Below are 22,398 nucleotides of genomic sequence, written 5' to 3'. Positions count from 1 at the left end.
GCGGTGGAAACCGTCGGTGGTTACCCTCCATGAGGTGGATACCGTCGCCTTGGACGACGTCGACCGGGGGCTGCTGCACGCCCTGCAGATCGACGGCCGGGCCCCGCTGCGCACGATAGCGGGGGTCATCGGCGTCTCGGAGAACACCATTGCCCGGCGCTACCAGCGGCTGCGGTCCGCGGGTGTGTTGCGAGTCGTCGGGGTGGTCAACGGTGCCAGATTGGGCTACACCGCGTGGACGATCCGCCTGCAGTGCACACCGGACGCGGCGACCGGCGTGGCCAAGGCGCTGGCCGACCGGCCGGACACCTCGTGGGTGTACCTGCTGTCCGGTGGCACGGAGATCGCCTGCAGCACACAAGCCCGCAGCACCAGCGAAAGAGACGCGCTGCTGCTGTCGAAACTCCCCCGCACCAAGCGAGTCACGGCGGTGTCCGCGCATTCGCTGCTCAGGGCGTTCCGGTTGCCGGACCAGTGGCCGGGCCTGCATTGGCTCAACGCCAACCAATCCGCCGAGCTGCGCCCCGAACCGCCCACCCCGGACACGTCACCGGTCACTGTGGACGCCAGCGACCAGGCCCTGCTCGACGCGTTGTCCCGGGACGGCCGGCTGGGATACGCCGAGCTGGCGGCGGTGACGAACTCGTCGGACTCGACCGTGCGACGGCGGATGGAGCACCTGCGGCGGGCGGGCGTGCTCGGCTACCTGATCGACGTTCCGGTGGGAGCGCTGGGGTTCCACGCTGAGGCCAGGTTGTTCATGACGGTCCGGCCGAGGGCGGTGGTGGCGGTCGCGGAGACGCTGGCGGGCTGTGCGGAGGTGTCCTTCGTGGCGGTGACGACCGGGCCGTCGAACCTGATCGCGGCCGTCGCCTGCCGGGACAACGCCGACCTCTACCGGTTCCTCACGGAGAAAGTCTCCATGCTGGACGCTGTGCTCAGCATGGAGACCGCTCCGGTGATCCGGACCGTCAAACGGGCTGGAGCTCTGTTGCCGGTGTGACCCGGGACCGCTCGGCCCAGCGAACAGCCGGTCCGATCAGGACACCGGTGACCGCGAAGATCCCGCCGAGCAGGAGCCAGCCGGGGATGCCCCACTCGACGATCAGCGTGGTCAGCAGCAGCGGGGCGATCACCCGGGCGACGGCCAGGCCGTTGCCGAACAGGCCCTGGTACTGGCCGTGCTTGTCCGGCGGCGCCAGGTCGAAGCTGATCTGCCACGCCCCAGAAGACTGCATCATCTCGCCGACGACCTGCAGGATCGCGGCGGCGAGCAAGATCGCCACGCAGAGCCACGCGGAGGTGCCGACCGCCGAGAGGGCGAACACCGCACACGAGATCAGCAGCACGACACCGGCGCGGCGGGTGGAGCGGGCGGCGGAGCGCAGGTCGACGACCCGGCGGGCGACCCGCACCTGGAACAGCACCACGGTCAACGTGTTCAGCACGAGCAGCGCGGACACCATCCACCGCGGCGCCTCGGTGCGCTGCACGATCCACAGCGGGATGGCCAGGGTCAGCATCGGGATGTGCAGCAGCATGATCATGTTCAGGAAGGACAGCAACGCGTACGGCCGGTCGCGCAGCACGGCGAGTTTCGACCCGGTCGTGCTCGGCGCGGGCGGTACCTCGGGCAGGCCGCGCAGGATCAGCGCACAGGCCAGGAAGCTGGCCGCGTCCATCGCGAACACCGCCATGTAGGAGGTGGGGGTGTCGAAGTACAGCGCCAGACCACCGGCGCCGGCGCCCAACGCGAGGCCCGCGTTCACCGCGGACTGGATGACCGCGCGGGTCTTGGTGCGCTGCGCGGGTTCGACGAGCCCCGCCAGCAGCGCCTGCCGAGCGGCGATGAGCCCGCACTGGGCGCTGGTGTAGAGGCTGGAGACCAGCACGAACGGCAGAAAGTCCCGCACGACCAGGAAGGTCGCGATCGTGCCGGCGGTGATCACGGCCAGCAGCAGCGCCGTGCGGCGGGGACCGAACCGGTCGGCGAAGTGGCCCAACGGCACCCCGGCGGTGAAGCCGACCGCCCACGCGATGGTCAGGCCGAGCCCGACCTGGGTCGCGGACAGGCCGACGACCCGGGTGAAGTACAGCGCCGAGGTCACGTAGAACGCGCCATCGCCGATCGAGTTGGCCAGCTGGGCCGCCGCTAGTTTCCGCATGCCAGTCACGGTATGAGCTACATTGGTCGGGAGTAATAGCCAATTCTTGGAAAACGAACCAGACCAATGGACTTCCATGTCAGCCTCGCCGGCCGCGGCGACCTCTCCGCCCGCATCTACCGGGAACTTCTCGACGCCATCGTCGACGGACGCCTGCGACCTGGCGAAAGGCTGCCACCGACCCGGGAGCTGGCGCAGCGCCTGGACGTCTCCCGAACGACCGTCACCGACGCCTACGACCGGCTGACCGCCGAAGGCTTCCTGGTCGGCAAGGTCGGCGCGGGCACGTTCGTCAGCGAGCAGCCGGTCAAGCGCGCCGAACGCCGGGCCGCGCACGGCGTCGCCCGGCCGCGCCCGATCTGGGACACCCTGCCACAGCCCACGCCTCTGCCGTGGCTGGAGTTCGACTTCCGGCTCGGCACACCGGACGGGCAGCTGTTCCCGTTGGAGACCTGGCGGCGGCTGGTCGCGCGCGAGATGCGGGCCAAAGTGGTGCACAACGCCGACTACACCGACCCATCCGGCCACGAAGGCCTGCGGGCGGCGATCGCACGCTATGTGGGTGTGTCACGGTCGGTGCACGCGGGCGCGGACGACGTCGTGGTCACGCAGGGTGCGCAGCAGGCGCTGGACATCACCGCGCGAGTGCTGCTGGAGCCCGGCGACTGCGTGGCCACTGAGGAACCGGGATACGTACCGGCGCGACGGCTGTTCTCCTCGCACGGCGCGCGTGTTGTAGGTGTCCCCGTGGACGACGAAGGGCTCGACGTGTCCGCGCTGCCCGACGACGCGCGGCTCGTGTACACAACGCCGTCACACCAGTTCCCGTTAGGCACACCCATGTCGTTGGCTCGGCGTACGGCGCTGCTGGCGTGGGCGGAACAACACGACGCGGTGGTGGTCGAGGACGACTACGACAGCGAGTACCGGTTCTCCGACCGACCGCTGCAGCCGGTGCAGAGCATCGACCGTGGCGGGCGCGTCGTGTACGTGGGGTCGTTCTCCAAGACGCTGTTGCCGATGCTGCGGATCGGGTTCCTGGTCGCACCGGCATCGTTGTTGCCCGCGTTGCGGACCGCCAAGCAACTCACCGACTGGCACGGCGACGTGATCAACCAGGCCGCGCTGGCGACGTTCCTCGACGAAGGCCTGCTGGCGCGGCACATCCGCAAAGCCACGCGTGAGTACGCGAGGCGGCACGAGCTGATCGTCGAGACGCTGGAGAAGGACTTCCCGTGGCTCGACCTCGTGCCCTCAGCCGCCGGGCTGCACCTGTGTGTGCGCTCGGAAGCCGACGTGGAGCCGGTTGTGGCCGCGGCGCGGGCGAAACAGGTTGGTGTGCAGGCATTGGCGGACTTCTGCGCCGGGCCGGTCCAGCACGGCCTGGTGCTGGGCTATGGGGCGATCTCGCTGGACAACATCCGTGAAGGGCTGCGCAGGGTGAGAACCAATTAGCGCGAATTGGCCTTCGACTGGGCCCGCTGGGGGTTCTAGCGTCAACGGTATGCGTATCCGGATCATCGATGCCTTCACCGACGAACCGTTCCGTGGCAACGCGGCCGCGGTCTGCCTGCTGGACGGGGACTCCTGGCCGGACGAGACGTGGATGGGCCGCCTCGCCGCGGAGATGAACCTGTCCGAGACCGTGTTCACCCTGCCCGGCGTAGACGGCGCGGACTACGGGATCCGCTGGTTCACGCCCATGCGCGAGGTCGACATGTGCGGGCACGCGACCCTGGCCGCGGCGCACGCGTTGCATGTGGACCGGGGCGGCCCGGCAACGGTGACCTTCAGCAGCCGCAGCGGAATCCTCACCGTGCAGACGTTCGCCGACGGCAGCATCACCATGGACTTCCCCGCCTCGCCCACCACCGAGACACCCGCCCCGGACGGGCTCGCCGACGCGCTCAGGGTTGACGTGGTCGCGACCTACGACACCGGGCCGCTGGGCGACCTCCTCGTCGAGGTCGCCGATGAGCAGACCGTTCGCGGCCTGGCCCCGGACATGAACGCTGTCGCCGCGATCGAGCGCGCGCACAAGATCCGCGGCCTGATCGTCACCGCACAGGCAAGCGAGTACGACTTCATCTCACGGTTCTTCGCACCCACCGACGGCATTCCCGAGGACCCGGTGACCGGCAGCGCGCACACCGCGCTGGCGCCGTTCTGGGGTGCGCGGCTGGGCAAGACGAACCTGGTCGGCCTCCAGGCTTCGCCACGATCGGGTGTTGTTCGTACCGAAGTGCGTGACGACCGGGTGCTGCTGACCGGACGGGCCGTGACGGTTCTAGACGGTGAGCTTCAGGGAAGTTCACGACCGGTTGCCCTTGTCAGCTGACCGTGTAGGGCCGGGTAGGTGGCCGCCCACCGCGCGAGGTCCTGCTCCTCAGTGAGGTCCGGCAGGTCCGCGCCGGCGAGCAGCGACCTCGCCCGGGCGGCCGCGTCCAGCACCAGGTAGCGCAGCGGCGATTCCGGTGGGGCGCTGCGGATCTGCAGCTCGTCGCGCAGATCCTGTTCGGCGCGGCCGCGGATGAGCAGCAGCACGAACGGGTCCTCGTCCAGCAGCCACGCGACCTGATAGGACAGTGCGGCCGCGTGCCGGCAGGGCAGTTCCCAGCCGTCGCAGTCACAGTCCGGTTCGAGGTCGCTCATCATCGGCAGCAGCGGCACGTCCGCCGAGGCCAGGTCGTGCGGCATCTCCTTGTCCAGCAACGCCGCGACGAACCCGGACTTCGCGGTCACCCAATCGAGCAGACGTCCCCACTCGGAATCGCTCAACTGTGTGATGTGGACAGTCGCGGCGTGCGGGGTGCGGTCGCTGCCGTACACGGTGGCGGCGATCCGGCCCTGGCTCACCGTGATCGGCCCGACCTGCCCGGCGAAGGCGTATTTGCGGCCGATCCGCAGCTGCTCGGAGTCCAGGGCGGCGTCCTCGATCGCGGTGATCCAGGCATCGCCCCACCATGATCGGGCGAACCTGGCGCGTCGCCGGGCACCGGGCGGGAAGGCGGGAAACCCGCGGGCGTCGCTCACCACGTCTCCCTCAGCTCGATCAACTCGGCGAGCTCGTCGTCGGTCAGCTGGGTCAACGCCGCCTCGCCGGAGCCCAGCACGGCGTCGGCGAGGTTCTTCTTGGCGCGCAACATGTCCGCGATCCGATCCTCCAGCGTGCCCTCGGCGATCAGCCGGTGCACCTGCACCGGCCGGGTCTGCCCGATCCGGTAGGCGCGGTCGGTGGCCTGGTCCTCGACCGCGGGGTTCCACCAGCGGTCGTAGTGCACGACGTGGTCGGCGCGGGTCAGGTTCAGCCCCGTCCCGGCGGCCTTGAGGGACAACAGGAACACCGGCGCCGAGCCGTTCTGGAACCGGTCCACCATCTCCTCACGCCTCGGCACCGGAGTACCACCGTGCAGGAACTGAGTGCGGATACCGCGAGTAGTCAGATGGTCCTCCAACAGGCGGGCCATTGTGACGTATTGGGTGAACACCAGGACCGCGCCGTCCTCACTGAGGATCGTGTCCAGCAGTTCGTCGAGCAGTTCCAGCTTGCCCGAGCGGCCGGGCAGTACGGGGCTGTTCTCCTTGAGGTACTGGGCGGGGTGGTTGCAGATCTGTTTGAGGCCGGTGAGCAGCTTCATGATCAGGCCGCGGCGGGCCATGTCGCTGCTGGCACGGATCATCGCCATGGTCTCGGCGACCAGCGCCTGATAGAGCCCGACCTGTTCGGGGGTGAGGGCGACCGGCCGGTCGGTCTCGGTCTTGGGTGGCAGTTCCGGCGCGATACCCGGATCGGTTTTCCTGCGCCGCAACAGGAACGGCCGGATCAACGGCGCGAGGCCGGCTGGAGAATCACCCCATCGGGCGACGAATCGCGGCAACGTGCCGAGCAGCCCGGGCGTGGTCCAGTCCAGGATCGCCCACAGTTCGCCGAGGTGGTTCTCCACCGGGGTACCGGTGAGCGCGACGCGCGCGGCCGAGGGAATGGTCCGCAACGCCTTCGCCGTGCTGGAGCCGGGATTCTTGACGTGCTGGGCTTCGTCGGCGACGACCAGGTCCCACTGTTGCGCCGCAAGGGTTTCCGCGTCGACGCGCATCGTGCCGTACGTGGTGAGCACGACCCCGTCGAGGTCGTCGAGCGACCGGGCGGTGCCGTGGAACCGCCGCACCGGCGTGCCCGGCGCGAACCTGCGGATCTCGCGCTCCCAATTGCCCAGCAGCGACGCGGGACAGACCACGAGCATCGGCCCCCTCCGCAGCAGGTGCAGCGCGATCAGGGTGATCGTCTTGCCGAGGCCCATGTCGTCGGCCAGGCAACAGCCCAGACCGAGCGCGGTCATCCGGTCCAGCCACCGCAGGCCCCGCAGCTGGTAGTCGCGCAAGGACGCGTTCAGTTCCGCAGGCGGATCCACCGGCGGACCGGCGTCGGGGTCGGAAATGCGCTCCCGCAAAGTTTCCAGCCACCCGGTCGCGACGACCGGCACCTGCTCGCCGTCGACCTCGGTACTCGCCGTCAGCGCCGCGCCCAGCGCGGCCGCAGTCGGCAGCGGATCCAGGATGCGGTCGCGCGCCTTGCGAGCCAACGCGGGATCGACCAGGACCCACTGCTCCCCCAGCCGCACCAGCGGCCGGTGCGCCTCGGCGAGCATGCCCATTTCGGACGGTGTCAGGGCCTGGCCACGCAGTTCGACCTGCCAGCCCAGGTCGAACCGGCCCGCTTCGGGTGAGCCGCTGAGCACCGCCGAGGCGGTCAGGTCCCGGACTACCTCGGCCGGCCAGCGCACCTGGATCCCGGCCTCGGTCAGCAGCCGCACACCGGCGCCGAGCAGCTCCCCCACTTCCGCGTCGGACAGCACGATGTCGCCGGGTGTGGCGGTGTCCAGCATGCGCTCCAGCGGGTGCCAGACCATCGCGGCCCGCCGGATCGCCAGCACATCGGTCGCCATCGAGGCACGTAACTGCATCGCGTCGAAGTCCACCGTGATCCGCAGTGTGGCCGACGTGTCGAGTTTCTGCGGTTCCATCGAGGCGTACTCGGGGCCGCCGACGACCAGGTGCGCGGCGGGCGTGCGCGGCAACGTGTCCGCGATCGCGTCGAAGAACTCGCCGGGCGCACCCGTGATCCGCCACATGTCGTAGCCGCCCGGCGAGATCGCGGGCACCAGCCTGCCCTCGGCGACCATCTCCAGGGCCTGGCGGGCCCGCGGGCCCCAGTGCTCGTCGCGCAGCAGGATCGGCAGCGCGCGAGCGACCGGGACCCGCGTTCCCTCGATCAGGAACGTGCTCGAACGCGGCGGGTCGGCCGGGTCGAACTCGATCAACGGCTCAGCCTCCGGTAGCGGCGGACGGCCAGCGGGAAGAAGACCGCGAGCAGCAGCAACGGCCAGGCGAACGCCATCGGCACCGCGTGCTGGGCGATCCACGACTCGCCGCCCATGCCCGGGGTGCCGAAAAGTTCCCGGGTCGCCGCCACTGTGGATGACAACGGGTTCCACTCGGAGATGGTGCCCAGCCAGCTGGGCATGGTGCTGGGCGCGACGAACAGGTTGGACAGGAACCCGACCGGGAACTCCAGCGTCTGCAACGCCGTGGTCGCGGCCGGGCTGGTGGCCACCAGCCCGAGGTAGATGCCCAGCCACACCAACGCGAACCGCAGCAGCACCAGCAGCAGGAACGCCAGCACCGTCTCACCGAGACTGTTGTGCGGCCGCCAGCCCATGGCCAGCCCCGCGACGATCAGCCCGGCCAGCATGAGCAGCGAGTTGAGCATGTCCGCGACGCTGCGGCCCAGCAGCACCGCGGGACCGGCCATCGGCATGGACCGGAACCGGTCGGTGACCCCCCGCTCGGCGTCCGTGCGCACCGCGATCATGGTGGCGCTCAGGCCGAACAGCATGTTCATCCCGAACATCCCGGGAATCAGGAACTCCCGGTAGTCCCCGCCGCCGGGCACGGTCATCGCGCCGCCGAGCAGGTAGGCGAACATCAGGGCGATCAGGATCGGGAACAGCAGCCCGAAGATCACCGGCGCGGGCTCCCGCACCCAGTGGATCAGCGTGCGGCGGGTGATGGTCCAGCCGTCTACCAGCGTCCAGCGCAGCGCGATCACGCGGCCTCCTTCCCGGTCAGCGTCAGGAAGACCTCATCGAGGGTCGGCCGGCGCAACGCGATGTCGGCCATGTCGATGTTGGCCTGCTCCAGTGCTTTGGCCACTTCGGTGAACGCGGCGACCCGGTCGCGGACCGGGACGCTGATCAGCAGGCGGTCCTCGTCCACCTCGGCCTGCCCGCCCAGGACCCGCGTGGCCCGGACCAGTTCGGCCTGTTCGTGCACCATCACGTCGATCCGGTCACCGCCGAGCCGGGATTTCAACTGATCGGGTGTTCCCTCGGCGATCACCCGGCCGTGGTCGATCACCGAGATCCGGTCGGCCAGCTGGTCGGCTTCGTCGAGGTACTGCGTGGTCAGCAGCACTGACGTGCCCTCGTCGACCATCGTGCGCACAGCGTCCCAGACCTCGCTGCGGCCGCGGGGGTCCAGGCCGGTCGTGGGTTCGTCGAGGAACAGCACCGCGGGCGCGAGGATCATGCTCGCCGCGATGTCCAGCCGCCGGCGCATGCCGCCGGAGTAGGTCTTGGCCGCGCGGTCCTTGGCGTCGGTGAGCCCGAACTGCTCGAGCAGCTCGTCCGCCCGCGCCCGTGCCCTGCGCGCCCCCAGGTGGAACAACCGGCCGAACATCTCGAGGTTCTGCCGGCCGGTCAGGATTTCGTCCACCGCGGCCTGCTGCCCGACCAGGCCGATCTTCTTCTTCACCTCGATGGGCTGCTTGGCCACATCGAACCCGGCGACCACCGCGTGGCCGCCGTCGTGCCGCAGCAGTGTGGCCAGGATCCGCACCGCCGTCGTCTTGCCTGCTCCGTTGGGCCCGAGCAGCCCACACACCGTCCCCTGGCCAACAGCCAGATCGAACCCGTCGAGTGCCTGATGATCTCCGTACCGCTTGCGCAGCCCCTCCGCGTGGACCGCGAGCTGGTCGGCCATTCGAGTACCCCACTCTGTATTAAAACTTGAATACCGAGCCGCGAGTATGCCTGAGCCAGGCCCACCTATGCAAACTTGAATACGAACCTCGGCGCCGTGGCCTCCGAGCGCCTACGCCGTCAGTCGGTGCGCAGTGCAGCCGCCCAGCTACCGGGCTCGCCGGGTGAATCCGGTTCGCCCCGCATCGGGTACGACCCGCTGCTCAGCCGGTCGATCAGACCCTGCGTCCACTCGATGCCACCCTGCGCGTTGTGCTCCCACAACGAGTACAGCTCCCACACATGCGGCGGCCGCTCCGCCGACTTACGCAGCTGAACCCCGGCGTCGTCCCGTTCCGCCTCCAGCGCGGCCAGTCGCTGCTTGAGCATCTTGATCGCCTCTTCCCGCGGCAACGCGGGCAACAGGGCCAAGGCGGCGCCGAGCATGTCCGCCTTGTTGTCGGGTTTGCTCAACGCGTTGCGCAGCAGCTTCTGGAACTCGTGCTCGCCGGCCTCGGTCAGCTCGTAGTCCGTGCGGCCCGGCACGGTCCACTCCTCGTGCAGGTAGCCGCCCTTGGTCAGCTGCTTGAGCGCGTGGTAGATCGAGCCCCACTTGACGTTCGCCCACCGATCGGCGCCCCAGGACAGCAGGTCGTTGCCGATCAGGTACCCGTGGGCGCGCCCGTACCCGCGCACCACTCCGAGCACCAGCAGCCGTGTCGCCGACATGGCAGCTGAGCTTAGTGTGATCGTCCGAGGTCACCCGGGGGCACGGGCGGTCACGACCGGCTGGTAGTAGCCGCTGTCGTCCGGGAACGCCCATCGGATCGCGGTGAATCCGGCGGTTTGCAGCGCGGTGTCCAGTTCCGCGCGGCGCAGGGCGCGGTAGGTGGTCGTGCGCACGGCGGTGTCCCAGCCGGTGCCGGTCTGGGTGATCATGATGTGGTTGAGCGTCAGCGTGCGTCTGTCGTCGGCCCATTCCCACGCTTGGGCGATGATCCGCCGGTCACGGCCGGTGCCGTGGATGCGGGGCGGTACGCCTTGGACGCCGTCGCGCAGGATCTGGTCGTAGTCGCGGATCGTCGCCAGCAACAGGCCGCCCGGACGCAGGCGACGCCGGATCGAGGTGAGCGCCCGGCCGAGGTCCTCGTCGGTGAGCAGGTGCGGCAACGAGTTGTCGCACGAGATGACCGCGTCGAATTCACCCAGTTCAGGGATGTCCCGCACGTCGGCCTGGTGGAACTCCCCCGCCAGACCCCGCGCCGCCGCCTCCGCGCGGGCACGGTCGATCGACCGTCCACTGAGGTCGGTCCCGGTCACCCGGAACCCCTTGGCGGCCAACGGAAGCGCCTGGGTGCCGATTCCGCACGTGCAGTCCAGGATGGACGCCGGCGGCGCGAGGCCCTCCAGCAGGCGTGCGAGGACCTCGCCGGTCCGCACCGCGGCCGACCACCAGTCGGCGTAGATGAGGTCGTACGTCCCGGCGAGGTCGTCGTAGAAATCGGCGCTGCGGAAGTCCGTCACCCGGCGGGCGGCGTGGTGTAGAACTTCAGCACGTTGTCCGCGCCGGCGCGGGCCTTGTCCTCGGGGGTGCCGAAGGCGACATCCGCCTCGTACCAGGCTTCGTTGCTGTCCTTCATGAACTTCATGCCCTCGGGGGACATCATCCAGGCCATGACCTCGTCGGAGTCCACCGGTTTGCCGCCGGACCGCAGGTGCAGCGTCAGGCCGAGCAGCATGCCGTCCCAGCCGACGCCGACCGCGCCCGGACCGAACTCCGCCCACTTCTTGTCGTCCACGCGGGCGACATGCTCCAGCTCGAAGCGGGCCCTACCGTCGGGATCCGTGGACAGGCGCACCTCGATCCAGGACACCTCGCCGCCGAACTCCCAGGTCGCGGCGAAGCTCTTGGGCGGGTCGCAGCGCTCGACGACGCCACCCGCGTTGCCCTCCAGCTGGTACTTCCCGCCCACCTTCAGCTCGCCGGTGACCGGCAGGAACCATCGCGGGATGCGGTCGATGTTCGTGCACGCGTCCCACAGGTCGTCGATGTCCGTGTCGTACGCCTGGCTGAGGGTCATCACCCTGGCCTCGCCAGCGTCGAGCGTGCGGGCGCCGAGCGTGCGGCGCACGGCGTTGATCTGTTCGGTCACGTCGATCATGCGAAGAAACTACAGGCACGGCTTATATAAGTCAATTTCGATGCTTGATCGTGTCGAAGCGCGGCGGACGGCTCCGACACAGGGACGGACGAAGGGAGACAAGCCGTGAAGTACATGCTGTTGATGACCACGAACGTCAAAGCCTGGGAGGAGATGGACCAGGTCTGGTCGCCCGAGGACATCAAGGCGATGATCGAGTTCATGGGCCGGCTCAACGACGAACTGGTCGCGTCCGGTGAGTTCGTGGACGCCCAGGGACTGACCCACCCCAACGACGCGAAGATCGTGCTGGCACAGAAGGACGGCGACCCCGTGGTGACCGACGGCCCGTTTCCCGAGGCCAAGGAGTTCCTCGCCGGATACTGGGTGCTCGACGTCGCCGACGAGGCCAGGGCGCTAGAGATCGCGGCGCGGATCTCGTCGGGTGACGGGACGTTCCCGGTCTGCACGCAGATCGTCGTGCAGCCGGTCGGCCGGGTGCCGGAGGCGTGACCTGGTGGGGCGGGCCGTCCGGTCCGCCCCACCAGAGGTTCCGCTACCGACGCAGGCCGTCGTTCAGGGCCTTGATCAGCTCGCCGTTGGACGTGTCGCCGTCCAGCGACCAGATCATCGCCCCGCCGAGCCGGCGGTCGTTGATGTAGCGGGCCTTGCGCTTCATCTCCACGGCGTCGTCGTAGTTCCAGAACGTCGTGCCGTCGAAGATCCAGGCGTGCCCGGCCGTGTTGTCCCGGTACACCTTGAACTTGCTGCCCGGCGCGGTGACCAGGTCCTTCAGTGCCTTGAAGTCCTCGGTCCCCGGGTCGAAGCGGCTGGGCGCCGCACCGGTCGCGGGCTGGAACAGACCGTTGTTCTGGTTGGTCACGCCGGTCCAGCCGTGCCCGTAGAACGGCACGCCCACCACGATCTTGTCGCGCGGCGCACCGCGTTGCAGCAGGGCGTCGACCGCGGTCTGCGTCGAGAAGTTCGCCTTGGTCGGGTCCGCCGCGGGCGACCGCAGCGACGACTGCTGGTTGGTCAGCGGCTCCCACGTGCCGTGGTAGTCGTAGCCCTGGACCGTGGCGAACGTCAGCAGCGCGAACACCTTGGCGGTCTCGAAACCGAGGTCCAGCTTGGCCGGGCTGGCCGTCAGGAACGCGGTCAGGTCGTAGGACCTGCGGGTGAAGAACCCCAGCTTGGCGAACTGGATGCGGTACTCCAGCAGCAACTTGGTGAAGTTCTGCTTGTCCTCCGGCCGGATGACGTTGCCGGTGTTGCCGTCACTGCCCGGCCATTCCCAGTCCAGGTCGACGCCGTCGAAGATGCCGGCGGCCGCCCCGGCGGGCTTGCCCGGGATGTTGCCCTTGATCCACATGTCGATGCAGGACTTCACGTGGGCCGCGCGCGACGCGGGCGTCAGCACGGCGTCGGAAAAGTACTTCGACCCGGTCCAGCCACCGAGCGAGATGTTCACCCGGAGCCTGGGGTACTTCTGCTTGAGCAGGCGCAACTGGTTCAGGTTGCCCTTGAGGACCTGGGTGTCCGCATCGGCCTTGCCGTTCACGCTCTGCTCGGCCGGGAACGGGCGGTCGAAGTCCGCCCATGCGTCGGCGCTGACACAGCTGCCCTGCGCGTCAAGGAAACCGAACGCGTAGTTCAGTGTGGTCAGCCTGGCCGCGGCGCCGCTGTCGACCAGGTTCTTCAGCGGGACGTTGCGGTCGTAGATGCTCCACTGCGTGTAATAGCCGACGGTGCGCGCACCGTCTTGCTGGTGTGCCTGTGCCGCCGTGGGCACGGCAACTCCCGTAAGCGATAAGGCGCCGGCCAAAAGGACCGTGGCACCCCATCTCCTCCTCGACATGACTCTCCTCGCTCTGGGGCTGAGGCAAGCGACAATAGGTCCAGACCACACTAGGTTCGAGGTCTAGACCATAGCTACACCCGAACGGCGCAACGAGCGCCAAACTACCCACCAGACCCTCTTGATATGCGGTGAGAAATGCACAGTTGGCGTGATCTCGCCCGGTCTTCGAAACGCCGTCATCTCGTTTGAGCCGGACCTGGCGAAAATCAGATGCTGACGGCAGGACTCGGTTGTTACCGTCAGCATCGTGACCGAGTTACCCGTGCTGGGGACCGAGCCGCTCGCCGTCGAGCTGGCCAACACGCTCTACGGCGAAGGCATCGACTTCCTGGCCACCGCGGAGTGGGTGCGGGCCTGGTTCGCCGAGGCCATGCCGGGTGTGGTCGTGCCGGATCCGGTGCAGGTGCGGGCATTGCGTGATGCCGTGCACTCGGTGTTCTCGGCCGTTCTGGACCAGCGGGTTCCCGATACCGCGTCGATCGATCGGGTGAACTCGTTCGCCGCGGCCGCTCCGGTGTGTCTGAGCCTTTCGTGGCCACAGGCGCAGTGGACCGACACCGTCAGCGGTCCCGCGGCTGTGCTCGGGCGGCTCGCCTCGTCCTGCATCGAGGTGGTGACCGGGCCCTATTCGTTGCTGCGTTGTCCCGCGCCGGGATGCTCGATGGTGTTCGTGCGGACCCATTCGCGCCGGCGTTTCTGTCATCCGTCCTGCAGTCACCGCGACCGGCAGGCGCGGTACTACCGCAGGCTGCACCCCGCTGGAGGGGTCCGATGATCACGTGGCGGCCGTTGACCCTCGCCGACTTCCCGTTGCTGCGTTCCTGGCTGGAGCAACCGTTCGTCGCGCGGTGGTGGAACCACGAGACGTCCGATGAGGCCCTCGACCGGGACTTCGGCGTGGCCGTGCGCGGCGGGGAGCCCGCTGAGATGTACCTGGCGTTGCTGTCCGGGCAGCCGTTCGGGCTGGTTCAGCGGTACCGGATCGAGGATTTCCCGGAGTACGTCACCGAACTGGCGCCCATTGTGGACGTTCCCCCGGGCGCGATGAGCATGGACTACCTGATCGGCGAGCCGGCGTTCACCGGGCGCGGCCTGGGCACCGCGATGATCCGCTCGATGCTGACCCGCAGCTGGGCCGAATGCCCTGGGGCGACGTGCTTCCTGATCCCGGTGCACGCGGACAACCGCGCGTCCTGGCGTGCGCTGGCCAAGGCCGGGATGCGGCAGGTGGCCACCGGTGAGCTCGAACCGGACAACCCGATCGACTCCCGAGACCACGTCATCTACCGGATAGACCGAGCCTGACCTGCGCAAACCCAGAACTGTCGGTGGCCCCTGATACAACAGTCGCATGCGAATCGGTATCGAGCAGCGCAGGGCCCGGCTGGGCCTCCGGCACCTGCTGGCCGTCCAGGCGGGGACGGTCCAGCAGGTGGCGGAGGCTCTGGTCGCGCTGCACGCCACCGATGCCGCGACCGTGTACCTGGCGGTCGCGGCCAGGCAGCAAGCGCCCGAGGTGTCCGGCGTCGAGCGCGCGCTGTACGACGACCGGGTCGTGGTGCGGATGTTGGGGATGCGCCGCACCATGTTCGTCGTCGAGTCGCATCTGGTGCCCGTCATCCAGGAGGCATGCACCAGGGACGTCGCCGCCCGCCTGCGGCGCGACCTGGTCAAGCACCTGGCCGAGGTGGGCAGGGATGGGGCGTGGCTGTCCGAAGTGGAGGATTCGGCCGCGGCCGCGCTGGCGGCCCGTGGGTCGGCGACGGCGGCGGAGCTGGCCGCCGACGAACCGAGGCTGCGGACATCCCTCGTCTACGCCCCGGACAAGAGCTACGGGTCGACCGCGTACATCACCACGCGAGTGCTGGGCCTGCTCGCGGCGGACGGGCGGATCGTGCGTGGACGCCCCAAAGGCTCGTGGCTCAGCGGGCAGTACCTCTGGTCGACAATGGACTCCTGGCTGCCGGACGGCTGGGAACCATGGTCGGCCGAGGCTGCCCGCGCGGAGCTGGCCCGCCGGTGGCTGGCGGCGTTCGGGCCCGCGCCGGTGTCCGACCTGCGGTGGTGGACCGGGTGGACAGCGGCGCAGACCAAGAAGGCGCTGGCCGAGATCGGCCCGGTCGAGGTCGACCTCGACGGGGTCTCGGGCATCGCGCTGGCCGGTGACCTGGCGCCGGTCGAGCAACCGGAGCCGTGGGTGGCGTTGTTGCCTGCCCTCGACCCGACCGCCATGGGGTGGCAGGCACGTGACTGGTACCTCGGCGGCCACGGCCCCGCGTTGTTCGATCGCTCCGGCAACGTCGGGCCCACCGTCTGGTGCGACGGCCGCATCGTCGGCGGCTGGGCCCAACGCCCGTCCGGCGAAGTCGTTTTCCGATTACTGGAGGACATCGGCACCGGCGCCACCACCGCCGTCGCCGACACCGCGGCGCGTATCGAGGAATGGCTCGGCCCCACCCGAGTCATCCCCCGCTTCCGCACGCCCCTCGAACGCGAGCTGTCCTCATAGGACACTCACCCGCCCGGGGACGTGACGGACTCAGCCGCGCCGTTCCTCCCGCTCGATGATCGCGGGAAAGACTCGGCCGAACGAGGCGAGGCTCTTGTACGGCTCGCCAGACAGAACCCGTTCCGCGATACCGAAAGGAAGCGCCGTCACCCCGTTCACCACAACGGCGAAAGCCCCGGGTGCCTTCTCGTGCGTGCTCCACTGCCCGCCATAGACACGCACGAGAACCTCACCGGTATACGCACCGATCAGCTTCCACCACAGATCAAAGCGATGCTCCGCCAACTCCCCCTCAGCCAGCAACTCGCCGCACACCACGTCGAGCTCACCCAGGCTGTCCACACTCCAGTCCAACGTGCGACCGAACTGCGAGGCCACCAACCCCACACACTCCAAGGCGACGTTGCGCAGCCCCATCGCCGGATCCGTTGTCATACCCGGTGATCGTGCCACTACCCACCACCTCCAGCGACCGACTTCCACCGACCCACACCCCGCCCGCGTGCAGGTCCCGTTCGCTGGTGATCACCGCGCCCCACTGGCTGGTTTTCCTGGGTGACAACCCGCGCGCGAAACGCGCGCAACTGACGGCCATGCATCAACGCCTTGAAGCCGCGCCCAGCAAGATCGTTGATACTGACCTCGCCACCTCGCCACCTCGCCATCGAGCGGCGTCTTGCGAAGGTGTGAGCTTGCCCCGTTGTGACGGACACCGTGATCCTCACCCGGTTGTTCGGAGTCGGGTTACTGGATGATCACTCATCTCAGTAGCCCGGAGGACAGCTCTCAATGCCCGAGCGATACCCACCCAAGTTCCGGCGCAAGGTGCTCGATCTGGTCGCGTCCGGCCGCCGGGTCGCCCAGGTCGCGGCGGATCTCGACATCAGCCATCAGACGATCTACACCTGGCGCCGCCAAGAACTGATCGACACCGGGCAACTGGCAGGAACCAGCAGCGCCGACAATGCCGAACTGGTCGCCGCGCGGCGGCGGATCGCCGAACTGGAAGCCGAAGTCGCCATCCACCGCCGCGCCGCCGAACTACTCAAGGAGAGCAGCACCCAAAAGACGCTACGAGGCGATCACAGTGATCGCCTCGGAAGGACAGTCAATCCAACTCGCCTGCCGTGTCCTCGGCGTGTCCACATCCGGCTACTACGACTGGCGAGACCGCGCTCCCTCCGCACGAACGATCCGCCAAGCCTGGCTCACCGATCAGATCCGCCAGATCCACATCGAGTCATTCCAGGTGTACGGAGCCCCGCGGATACACGCGGAACTCACCCTCGGACACGGGATCACCGTCGGGCACAACACGGTCGGACTCCTCATGCGCCGCAACGGGATCAAGGGCCTGCCCAACCGTCGCCGGCCACGACCGGATCACGACACACCCACCGCCGCGGACCCGATCAATCGCGACTTCACCCACAGCGCGCCGAACCAACTGTGGGTCACCGACATCACCGAACACCCGACCGTGAGGGCAAGGTGTACTGCGCGGTCGTGCTGGACGTGCACTCCCGGCGCGTCGTGGGATGGTCGATCGACTCCAGCCAGACAGCCGCACTCGCGACCAACGCGCTCGGCATGGCAATCTCCAATCGCTCCCCACTCTCCACGAGTACCGTGATCCACTCCGACCACGGAGTTCAGTACACATCCTGGACCTTTACCAAGCGTGCCAAGGACTCCGGGCTTCTGCCGTCCATGGGATCAATCGGCGACTGCTACGACAACGCCATGATCGAATCGTTCTGGGGACGAGTCCAAACCGAACTGCTCGACCGCCGACGATGGCGCATACGACTCGAACTGGCCAACGCACTGTTCGAGTACCTCGAGATGTTCCACAACCGCCGACGACGCCACACCGCACTCGGAATGCTCACCCCGATCGAGTACGAACTCCAACACGCCAGAATCGCCCCAGTAGCCTGAACTCCAGCAACCCGACTCCGTGAAACAAGGGCAGGATCACCGATCGCCATTCAGGACAATGTTGCATTGAAGGACATTTGCCGACGGCCATCGTGCGACGTCTCCGCCCTGAGCACGCCGTGTCCGCATTCCACTCCATCGAGACGAACCGGCTCTTGGCGATAGTTGTTCTGGCCGTCGCGTATGTCCTGCGTCGTGACCAGCGTTGGCGACACGACCACGACCCAGCGAGCTGCGGACCGGCACCGGTGCGCACTAACGCGACGCGTCTGCACGTTCCAACAGCTCGGTGGTCGCCTCCCACAGGCGCCGCTCGCGGTCGCGGTCGTGGGCGACCGGCCGCACCTCCGTCAGTTTGGTCTTGACCACGAACGCGCCGTCCCGCAGGTGTGCCCACTTGTCGTCGAGGGCCATCGCGGCCAGCAACGGCCCAGAGCGCCGTGGTGTCGACACGCCTGGAATCAGGCCGAGGACGCGGCTGATCGCCTGGAACACCGCAGGGGCGCCGCGGCCCAGCGCGGTGCCGGGCATCCAGCCCGGTTCGAACACCGACACGCTGATCCCGGCACCGGCTCGGCGCTGCAGTTCGTGGGCGTAGTACAGGATCGCCAGCTTGGCGTTGGAGTACGCCACACCGGCGGCCGACATACCCGGCACCTGCTCACCGGCAGCCGGGCGCGCCAGCGAAACGGGATCGGCCCACTCGGCCTCGGCCACGTGCAGCAACTTGCGCCAGAAGTTGGCGTGGTAGGTGTTCGAACCGATCAGCACGACCCGCGCTGGCGCGGTGAACGAGCCGAGCAGGTCTCCGATCAGCTGGGCGTGAGCCAGGTAGTTGACGGCGAAGGTCAGCTCGTAGCCGTCCGGCGAGGCCTGCCGGGTGTCGGCCGACATGGTGCCGGCGTTGGCGACCAGCGCTCGCAGTGGTCGGACGACACCGTCAGCGAGCAGGCCGCGCGTGGTGGCCGCGGCGGAACGGACGTCGGCCAGGCTCGCCAGGTCGCAGCCGATCTCGTGGACGCGCGCGCCAAGGGCACGGGCCTCGTCGGCGACCGCCGTCAAGTCACGGCCGGCGCGGCCGACGAGCAGGAGATCAGGTCGCTGTTCCTCGGGGCGGCCGGCCATGGCAAGCACGGTGCGACGGCCCAGGTTGCGGGTCGGGCCGGTGATCAGGACGGTTCCGGGTTCGGTCATGGCCGAAGCGTGCGGGAAGGGCCAGGTGGCGGACAGTCGTCCGGTTTTCGTAGGACTGCCAGGGCCAGGACAACGAGTGCGAGGCCCGGGCAGACTCAACCCCGTGGAAGCGTGGGAGTTCGGCCGGACGGTACGCCGCTGGCGCGACCGGTTGGCACCCGAGTCCGTCGGCGTGCCGGTGGGTCGCCGACGCCGGGCCGACGGGCTGCGCCGCGAAGAGCTGGCCGCGCTCGCCGGCATCTCGGCCGACTACCTCACCCGCCTCGAGCAGGGACGCGCGACCACGCCGTCGGCGCAGGTGGTGGAGTCGCTGGCCCGGGCACTGCGCCTGCCCGACACCGAACGAGACCTGCTCTACCGGCTGGCCGGACACGCCGCGCCAGGCCCGGACGTCGTGTCGTCGCGGATCCCGCCAAGCGTGCAACGGCTGCTCGACCGGCTCTCCCACACCCCGGTGGCCGTCTACGACGCCAGCTGGACACTCGTACTGGCGAACGCGCCCTACGACGCGCTCATGGGCGACACGACCACCTGGCGCGGCCCGGACCGCAATGCCGTCTGGCGCAACGTCACCCGCCTACCCTCCCGGGTCGTGCACACCGCGCGAGAGCAGGCCGAACACGAGGCCCGGCTCGTGACCGACCTGCGCCTGACCGCCTCGCGCTACCCGGCCGACCGTGCGCTGCGGCGCTTGATCGCCGACATGACCTCTGGCAGCCCACGCTTCGCCGAGCTCTGGGACGCCGAGGCACCGCCGCCCCTGACCGACCCATCCCGGCGCAAGACCGTTGACCACCCGGAGGTCGGTGCGATCACCCTGGACTGCGACACGCTGTTTGTCGCCCTGGATGACCTGCGCATCACCGTTTACACCGCCGAGCCCGGCACCGAAGACGCCGACCGCCTGTCCCTCGCCATCGTCCTCGGCACTCAGTCACTACAGCTCTGAGCACGAACATCCGGAGCGAGCAGAGATACAAGCCGCGCGTTCACCGCCGCACCACAACCGCGACATCCGCTCAGTGCCGTCGAGCGCGCGCATGCGAATTGATCACGTTGCCCGCGCCCGCACATGCCGACGAGAGGTTTCAACATATGACCCCGTTCTGACCTGCGGCGTTCACTGAGCCATTTCCGCCGCCCGACTGGTATCGACTTTCGCGGCTACTCCCCAGACACTCGTTGAACGCCAATTAGCAGGTCCTGGACGACTGAAACCAGCGGGTTGGGTTGGTGCTCCACAGCCAGCTGAAGTGTCATGGCGGTTACCCTGCCAAGATTCATGGTCACCTTCCGCTGGTCATCTGAGTGACCGGGCAGAGGGTCGTGGTCGGTCCTCCCGTATCGGGCTGCTACCACGATGTCCGCGAGGTACGGGATCGTTAGACCAGCGGCGACCCAACTGTCGCGCAGCAAGTCCGCCGGCTGCCTGGTCATTATCTCCCACAAGCGCACCGCCGTGGCCCCGAACGCGAGCGACGTCAGCATCGCCTCGAATGGCTCTACCTTGCAGCAGCGCTCCAGCTGTCCCACCCGCATCGTGAATCCGGCCTCGTCATCAAGCAGGAATGCCGCGATAGATCCCCCGAACGCTGAAGCGGGTTGTGGGAGGACGACGGCAGCTGGTGCGAAGCCGTCGATGAGCTGTGCTACCGACCAGGCTGCCGATACCGAGATCGGGTCGCCAGCCACAAAGGCGAACCCACCAGCGCCATTGTGGGGTGATGGGGTCTTGATCTCCTCGAAGTCGGGTCGCCAGCGTTCAAATTCCGGGTCGTTCGCGATGCGGTGCGCGAATTTTCGTAGAACCGGAGAATCTCCGACGTCGTAAGACCATCGAGAAGCGCGCCGCCGTACCCGTCGGCGGTCTGGTCACGCTTCCAGCTTTCCAGCTTTCCAGCTCTGTAATGCTGTACGCCGAGGCCGAAGTGTCGACGAGGTTGTGGTGCTTCGTACAGAGCAGCAGGCGGTTCGGCGCCTTGTGGATAAGCTCCGGCGGGTAGTCCTTGTCATGGCGCGGACCGTCAAACTTCGGCGAACGGATGTGGGCCATGTGGACGTTGACCGTGGTCAACCCTCGGTCCGCGACGATGAGCTTCTCAAGGCATCCGGGGAATGCGCAATGGGTCGCCGTTCCGAACAGTTCCTTGATCAGACGTTCCGATTCCGACACGCGCGAGATTCTACGAGGTACGCTGACTCCACGCGTCGGCGACACCGGGCCGACGAAGAGGCGGGATGACCGGCCAATCTATCTCCCACTTGAAAGCAACGCCCGCAATGTTCGAACCTTGCGATCAAGATGCCAAACCAATGCACTCTCATGCCGCCGACAGCGCGTTCCAATTGATCATGCTGAGAAGCGCACATTGTGTAGTCCCGCTGGCGGTGAAGGTGTATTCGCTCGTGGCGGCGGGCCGGCGGTCAGGCTGTGGTGGCGAGGGCGGCCTTGGCGAGTTCGGGCCACCGGTCGGCGTGGGCGATGGGAACGGCGACCCAGTCTTTGAAGGGGCGCTTCTTGCCGGAGGGGTCGAACAGTTCGCTGCCGGTCAGGGCCAGCGCGGCGGTGTGTTCGCGGGTGCCGTCGCCGAGCTTGACGGCGAGCACGTCGTTCTTGAGGCAGGCGAACGCTTTGCCGTTGGCCTTCAGGGCGCGTTTGCCGAACATCGCGCCGGCGGCCACGCCCCGAGTGGCGAGGTCCGCGGCCAGGTCGTCGAAGAGGGTGTCAGGATCCATGATGGGTGACCATGCCCGATCTTGGGCTGTGAGGGCAATGTCGCTGGGCAGGCACCGCGGTGTCCAGATGTCGCGGTCTCCGTGGTCCGAGTTGTACGGTCCGTCTACATCAGCTCGGCAGTGGCCAACTGAAGGCCTGGCCGCTGTTCGTAGTTCTCATCAGCATGTTTGCTCCACCGCGTGCCAGGTTCGGCGTCCTATGGTGCGCTGCAGGCCAGACGCACTCGAGCAGGGCACGGATCTGCTGTACTTGGCCGACCTGCTCGACAATCAGGGGCCCCCAGATGCCGTAGCCGGTCCCAGGTCTCGTCGACCGGTTCGGGGATATAGCAGCGAAGTTGTGCGGTCAGCCGGGCGATCAGCACGGCGTCTTTCTCGTTGGTCTTGTCATAAGGTCAGATCTTCCGTGCGCCGTGACCATGAGGTCACCATCGACTGGACACACACAAACGGCACCCCACGATCGGCCGAGAGCTGACCGAGCACCCGCCACCGGTACCCGGTGGGTTCACAAGCCACCATCGCACCGGCGAACCCCTTCGCGGCCGCGCGATGCACCGCCCCGTCCAGCGCGGCACCGAGGTCCCAGGCGCGGCAGCGGAAGGTGTTGCGTGCCAGCACTTTCGAGTCGTGATCGGTCACGACCACCATCTGTTTGGTGTCGGCCAGGTCGATCCTGATGATCACGCCTGGAAACCCCACTACCCTGACCCTCGAACGTCCTCCTCCTGCGATGGGACACCAAGCCCGACAAGCGCATCAGGAGGACGTTCCCGTCTTGCGGACCGACACGCAGAACGTCTTTCTATGCCGCTGGTCGCGCGTAGCGGATGCA

At 68.1% G+C, this 22,398-nt stretch carries 22 protein-coding genes and 1 pseudogene; 9 read left to right on the top strand and 14 right to left on the bottom strand.

Annotated features, from left to right (window positions below; translation table 11 throughout):
• The first annotated feature begins 34 nt into the window (after positions 1–34).
• Positions 35–1,003 carry an Lrp/AsnC family transcriptional regulator gene (locus tag AB0J95_RS13970; RefSeq protein WP_364756939.1) on the top strand — a complete coding sequence of 323 codons (969 nt, stop codon included), beginning with the start codon at positions 35–37 and terminating at the stop codon, positions 1,001–1,003.
• On the opposite strand, the gene AB0J95_RS13965 is transcribed toward AB0J95_RS13970, so the two are convergent.
• The gene (locus AB0J95_RS13965) at positions 972–2,165 is read right to left on the bottom strand and encodes an MFS transporter (protein ID WP_364756937.1); all 1,194 of its coding nucleotides are present in this window, start codon (positions 2,163–2,165) and stop codon (positions 972–974) included. The genes AB0J95_RS13970 and AB0J95_RS13965 overlap by 32 nt on opposite strands.
• Before the next feature lie 66 nt (positions 2,166–2,231).
• Here AB0J95_RS13965 and AB0J95_RS13960 point away from each other — a divergent pair, with 66 nt between their 5' ends.
• Positions 2,232–3,620, top strand: coding sequence for a PLP-dependent aminotransferase family protein (locus tag AB0J95_RS13960; protein ID WP_364756935.1), 1,389 nt, complete (start codon positions 2,232–2,234; stop codon positions 3,618–3,620).
• Positions 3,621–3,669: 49 nt separating this feature from the next.
• Positions 3,670–4,503 carry a PhzF family phenazine biosynthesis isomerase gene (locus AB0J95_RS13955; RefSeq protein WP_364756933.1) on the top strand — a complete coding sequence of 278 codons (834 nt, stop codon included), beginning with the start codon at positions 3,670–3,672 and terminating at the stop codon, positions 4,501–4,503.
• Here AB0J95_RS13955 and AB0J95_RS13950 read toward each other — a convergent pair.
• The 7 genes from AB0J95_RS13950 to AB0J95_RS13920 all read right to left on the bottom strand — a co-directional run bounded on the left by AB0J95_RS13950 (position 4,467) and on the right by AB0J95_RS13920 (position 11,343).
• On the bottom strand, positions 4,467–5,198 hold the full coding sequence (locus AB0J95_RS13950; protein ID WP_364756931.1) for an SWIM zinc finger family protein: 732 nt from the start codon (positions 5,196–5,198) through the stop codon (positions 4,467–4,469). The two genes, AB0J95_RS13955 and AB0J95_RS13950, sit on opposite strands and share 37 nt — an antisense overlap.
• Positions 5,195–7,483 carry a DEAD/DEAH box helicase gene (locus tag AB0J95_RS13945; protein WP_364756929.1) on the bottom strand — a complete coding sequence of 763 codons (2,289 nt, stop codon included), beginning with the start codon at positions 7,481–7,483 and terminating at the stop codon, positions 5,195–5,197. The genes AB0J95_RS13950 and AB0J95_RS13945 overlap by 4 nt, the downstream gene beginning before the upstream one ends.
• Positions 7,480–8,262, bottom strand: coding sequence for an ABC transporter permease (locus AB0J95_RS13940; protein WP_364757199.1), 783 nt, complete (start codon positions 8,260–8,262; stop codon positions 7,480–7,482). Before AB0J95_RS13940 ends, AB0J95_RS13945 begins: the two co-directional genes overlap by 4 nt.
• A gap of 5 nt (positions 8,263–8,267) precedes the next feature.
• Entirely contained in the window at positions 8,268–9,203 is a 936-nt protein-coding gene (locus tag AB0J95_RS13935; RefSeq protein ID WP_364756927.1) for an ATP-binding cassette domain-containing protein, read from the bottom strand.
• A gap of 119 nt (positions 9,204–9,322) precedes the next feature.
• Positions 9,323–9,910 (bottom strand): PadR family transcriptional regulator, encoded by a 588-nt coding sequence (locus AB0J95_RS13930; protein ID WP_364756925.1) that lies wholly within the window; start codon positions 9,908–9,910, stop codon positions 9,323–9,325.
• 30 nt (positions 9,911–9,940) lie between these two features.
• On the bottom strand, positions 9,941–10,705 hold the full coding sequence (locus tag AB0J95_RS13925; protein ID WP_364756923.1) for a methyltransferase domain-containing protein: 765 nt from the start codon (positions 10,703–10,705) through the stop codon (positions 9,941–9,943).
• The gene (locus tag AB0J95_RS13920) at positions 10,702–11,343 is read right to left on the bottom strand and encodes an SRPBCC family protein (protein ID WP_364756922.1); all 642 of its coding nucleotides are present in this window, start codon (positions 11,341–11,343) and stop codon (positions 10,702–10,704) included. The genes AB0J95_RS13925 and AB0J95_RS13920 overlap by 4 nt, the downstream gene beginning before the upstream one ends.
• Positions 11,344–11,457: 114 nt before the next feature.
• On the opposite strand from AB0J95_RS13920, the gene AB0J95_RS13915 reads away from it, so the two are divergent.
• Positions 11,458–11,835 (top strand): YciI family protein, encoded by a 378-nt coding sequence (locus AB0J95_RS13915; RefSeq protein WP_364757198.1) that lies wholly within the window; start codon positions 11,458–11,460, stop codon positions 11,833–11,835.
• 43 nt (positions 11,836–11,878) lie between these two features.
• Here AB0J95_RS13915 and AB0J95_RS13910 read toward each other — a convergent pair whose 3' ends face one another.
• Positions 11,879–13,114, bottom strand: coding sequence for a glycoside hydrolase family 18 protein (locus AB0J95_RS13910; RefSeq protein WP_364756920.1), 1,236 nt, complete (start codon positions 13,112–13,114; stop codon positions 11,879–11,881).
• A gap of 316 nt (positions 13,115–13,430) precedes the next feature.
• Between AB0J95_RS13910 and AB0J95_RS13905 the strand changes: the two genes are divergently transcribed.
• From AB0J95_RS13905 to AB0J95_RS13895, 3 genes are read left to right on the top strand one after another with little or no spacing between them, the layout of a single operon-like run.
• Complete coding sequence (locus AB0J95_RS13905) at positions 13,431–13,958, top strand: ABATE domain-containing protein (protein WP_364756918.1); 528 nt, start codon at positions 13,431–13,433, stop codon at positions 13,956–13,958.
• The gene (locus AB0J95_RS13900; protein ID WP_364756916.1) at positions 13,955–14,488 is read left to right on the top strand and encodes a GNAT family N-acetyltransferase; all 534 of its coding nucleotides are present in this window, start codon (positions 13,955–13,957) and stop codon (positions 14,486–14,488) included. The genes AB0J95_RS13905 and AB0J95_RS13900 overlap by 4 nt, the downstream gene beginning before the upstream one ends.
• Positions 14,489–14,534: 46 nt before the next feature.
• A complete protein-coding gene (locus AB0J95_RS13895) occupies positions 14,535–15,692 on the top strand; it encodes a winged helix DNA-binding domain-containing protein (protein ID WP_364756915.1) in 1,158 nt (385 codons plus the stop codon).
• Between the two features lie 30 nt (positions 15,693–15,722).
• Here AB0J95_RS13895 and AB0J95_RS13890 read toward each other — a convergent pair whose 3' ends face one another.
• Entirely contained in the window at positions 15,723–16,127 is a 405-nt protein-coding gene (locus AB0J95_RS13890; protein WP_364756913.1) for a hypothetical protein, read from the bottom strand.
• 354 nt (positions 16,128–16,481) lie between these two features.
• Between AB0J95_RS13890 and AB0J95_RS13885 the strand changes: the two are divergent.
• A pseudogene (locus AB0J95_RS13885) lies at positions 16,482–17,633 on the top strand (IS3 family transposase).
• Between the two features lie 255 nt (positions 17,634–17,888).
• Here the strand turns inward: AB0J95_RS13885 and AB0J95_RS13880 are convergent.
• Positions 17,889–18,827, bottom strand: a complete 939-nt coding sequence (locus AB0J95_RS13880) for an SDR family NAD(P)-dependent oxidoreductase (protein WP_364756911.1) — start codon at positions 18,825–18,827, stop codon at positions 17,889–17,891.
• 103 nt (positions 18,828–18,930) lie between these two features.
• On the opposite strand from AB0J95_RS13880, the gene AB0J95_RS13875 reads away from it, so the two are divergent.
• Positions 18,931–19,776 (top strand): helix-turn-helix transcriptional regulator, encoded by an 846-nt coding sequence (locus tag AB0J95_RS13875; RefSeq protein WP_364756909.1) that lies wholly within the window; start codon positions 18,931–18,933, stop codon positions 19,774–19,776.
• Between the two features lie 813 nt (positions 19,777–20,589).
• On the opposite strand, the gene AB0J95_RS13870 is transcribed toward AB0J95_RS13875, so the two are convergent.
• The 3 genes from AB0J95_RS13870 to AB0J95_RS13860 form a co-directional block, all read right to left on the bottom strand.
• Entirely contained in the window at positions 20,590–21,000 is a 411-nt protein-coding gene (locus tag AB0J95_RS13870) for a hypothetical protein (RefSeq protein WP_364756908.1), read from the bottom strand.
• Positions 21,001–21,251: 251 nt separating this feature from the next.
• Complete coding sequence (locus AB0J95_RS13865; RefSeq protein ID WP_364756906.1) at positions 21,252–21,563, bottom strand: hypothetical protein; 312 nt, start codon at positions 21,561–21,563, stop codon at positions 21,252–21,254.
• Positions 21,564–21,950: 387 nt separating this feature from the next.
• Positions 21,951–22,250 (bottom strand): hypothetical protein, encoded by a 300-nt coding sequence (locus AB0J95_RS13860; RefSeq protein WP_364756905.1) that lies wholly within the window; start codon positions 22,248–22,250, stop codon positions 21,951–21,953.
• Positions 22,251–22,398: the final 148 nt, after the last annotated feature.

Source organism: Actinocrispum sp. NPDC049592, from assembly GCF_040675465.1.
Classification (GTDB): Bacteria; Actinomycetota; Actinomycetes; order Mycobacteriales; family Pseudonocardiaceae; genus Kibdelosporangium.
This window is presented reverse-complemented; position numbering and strand designations above follow the sequence as displayed.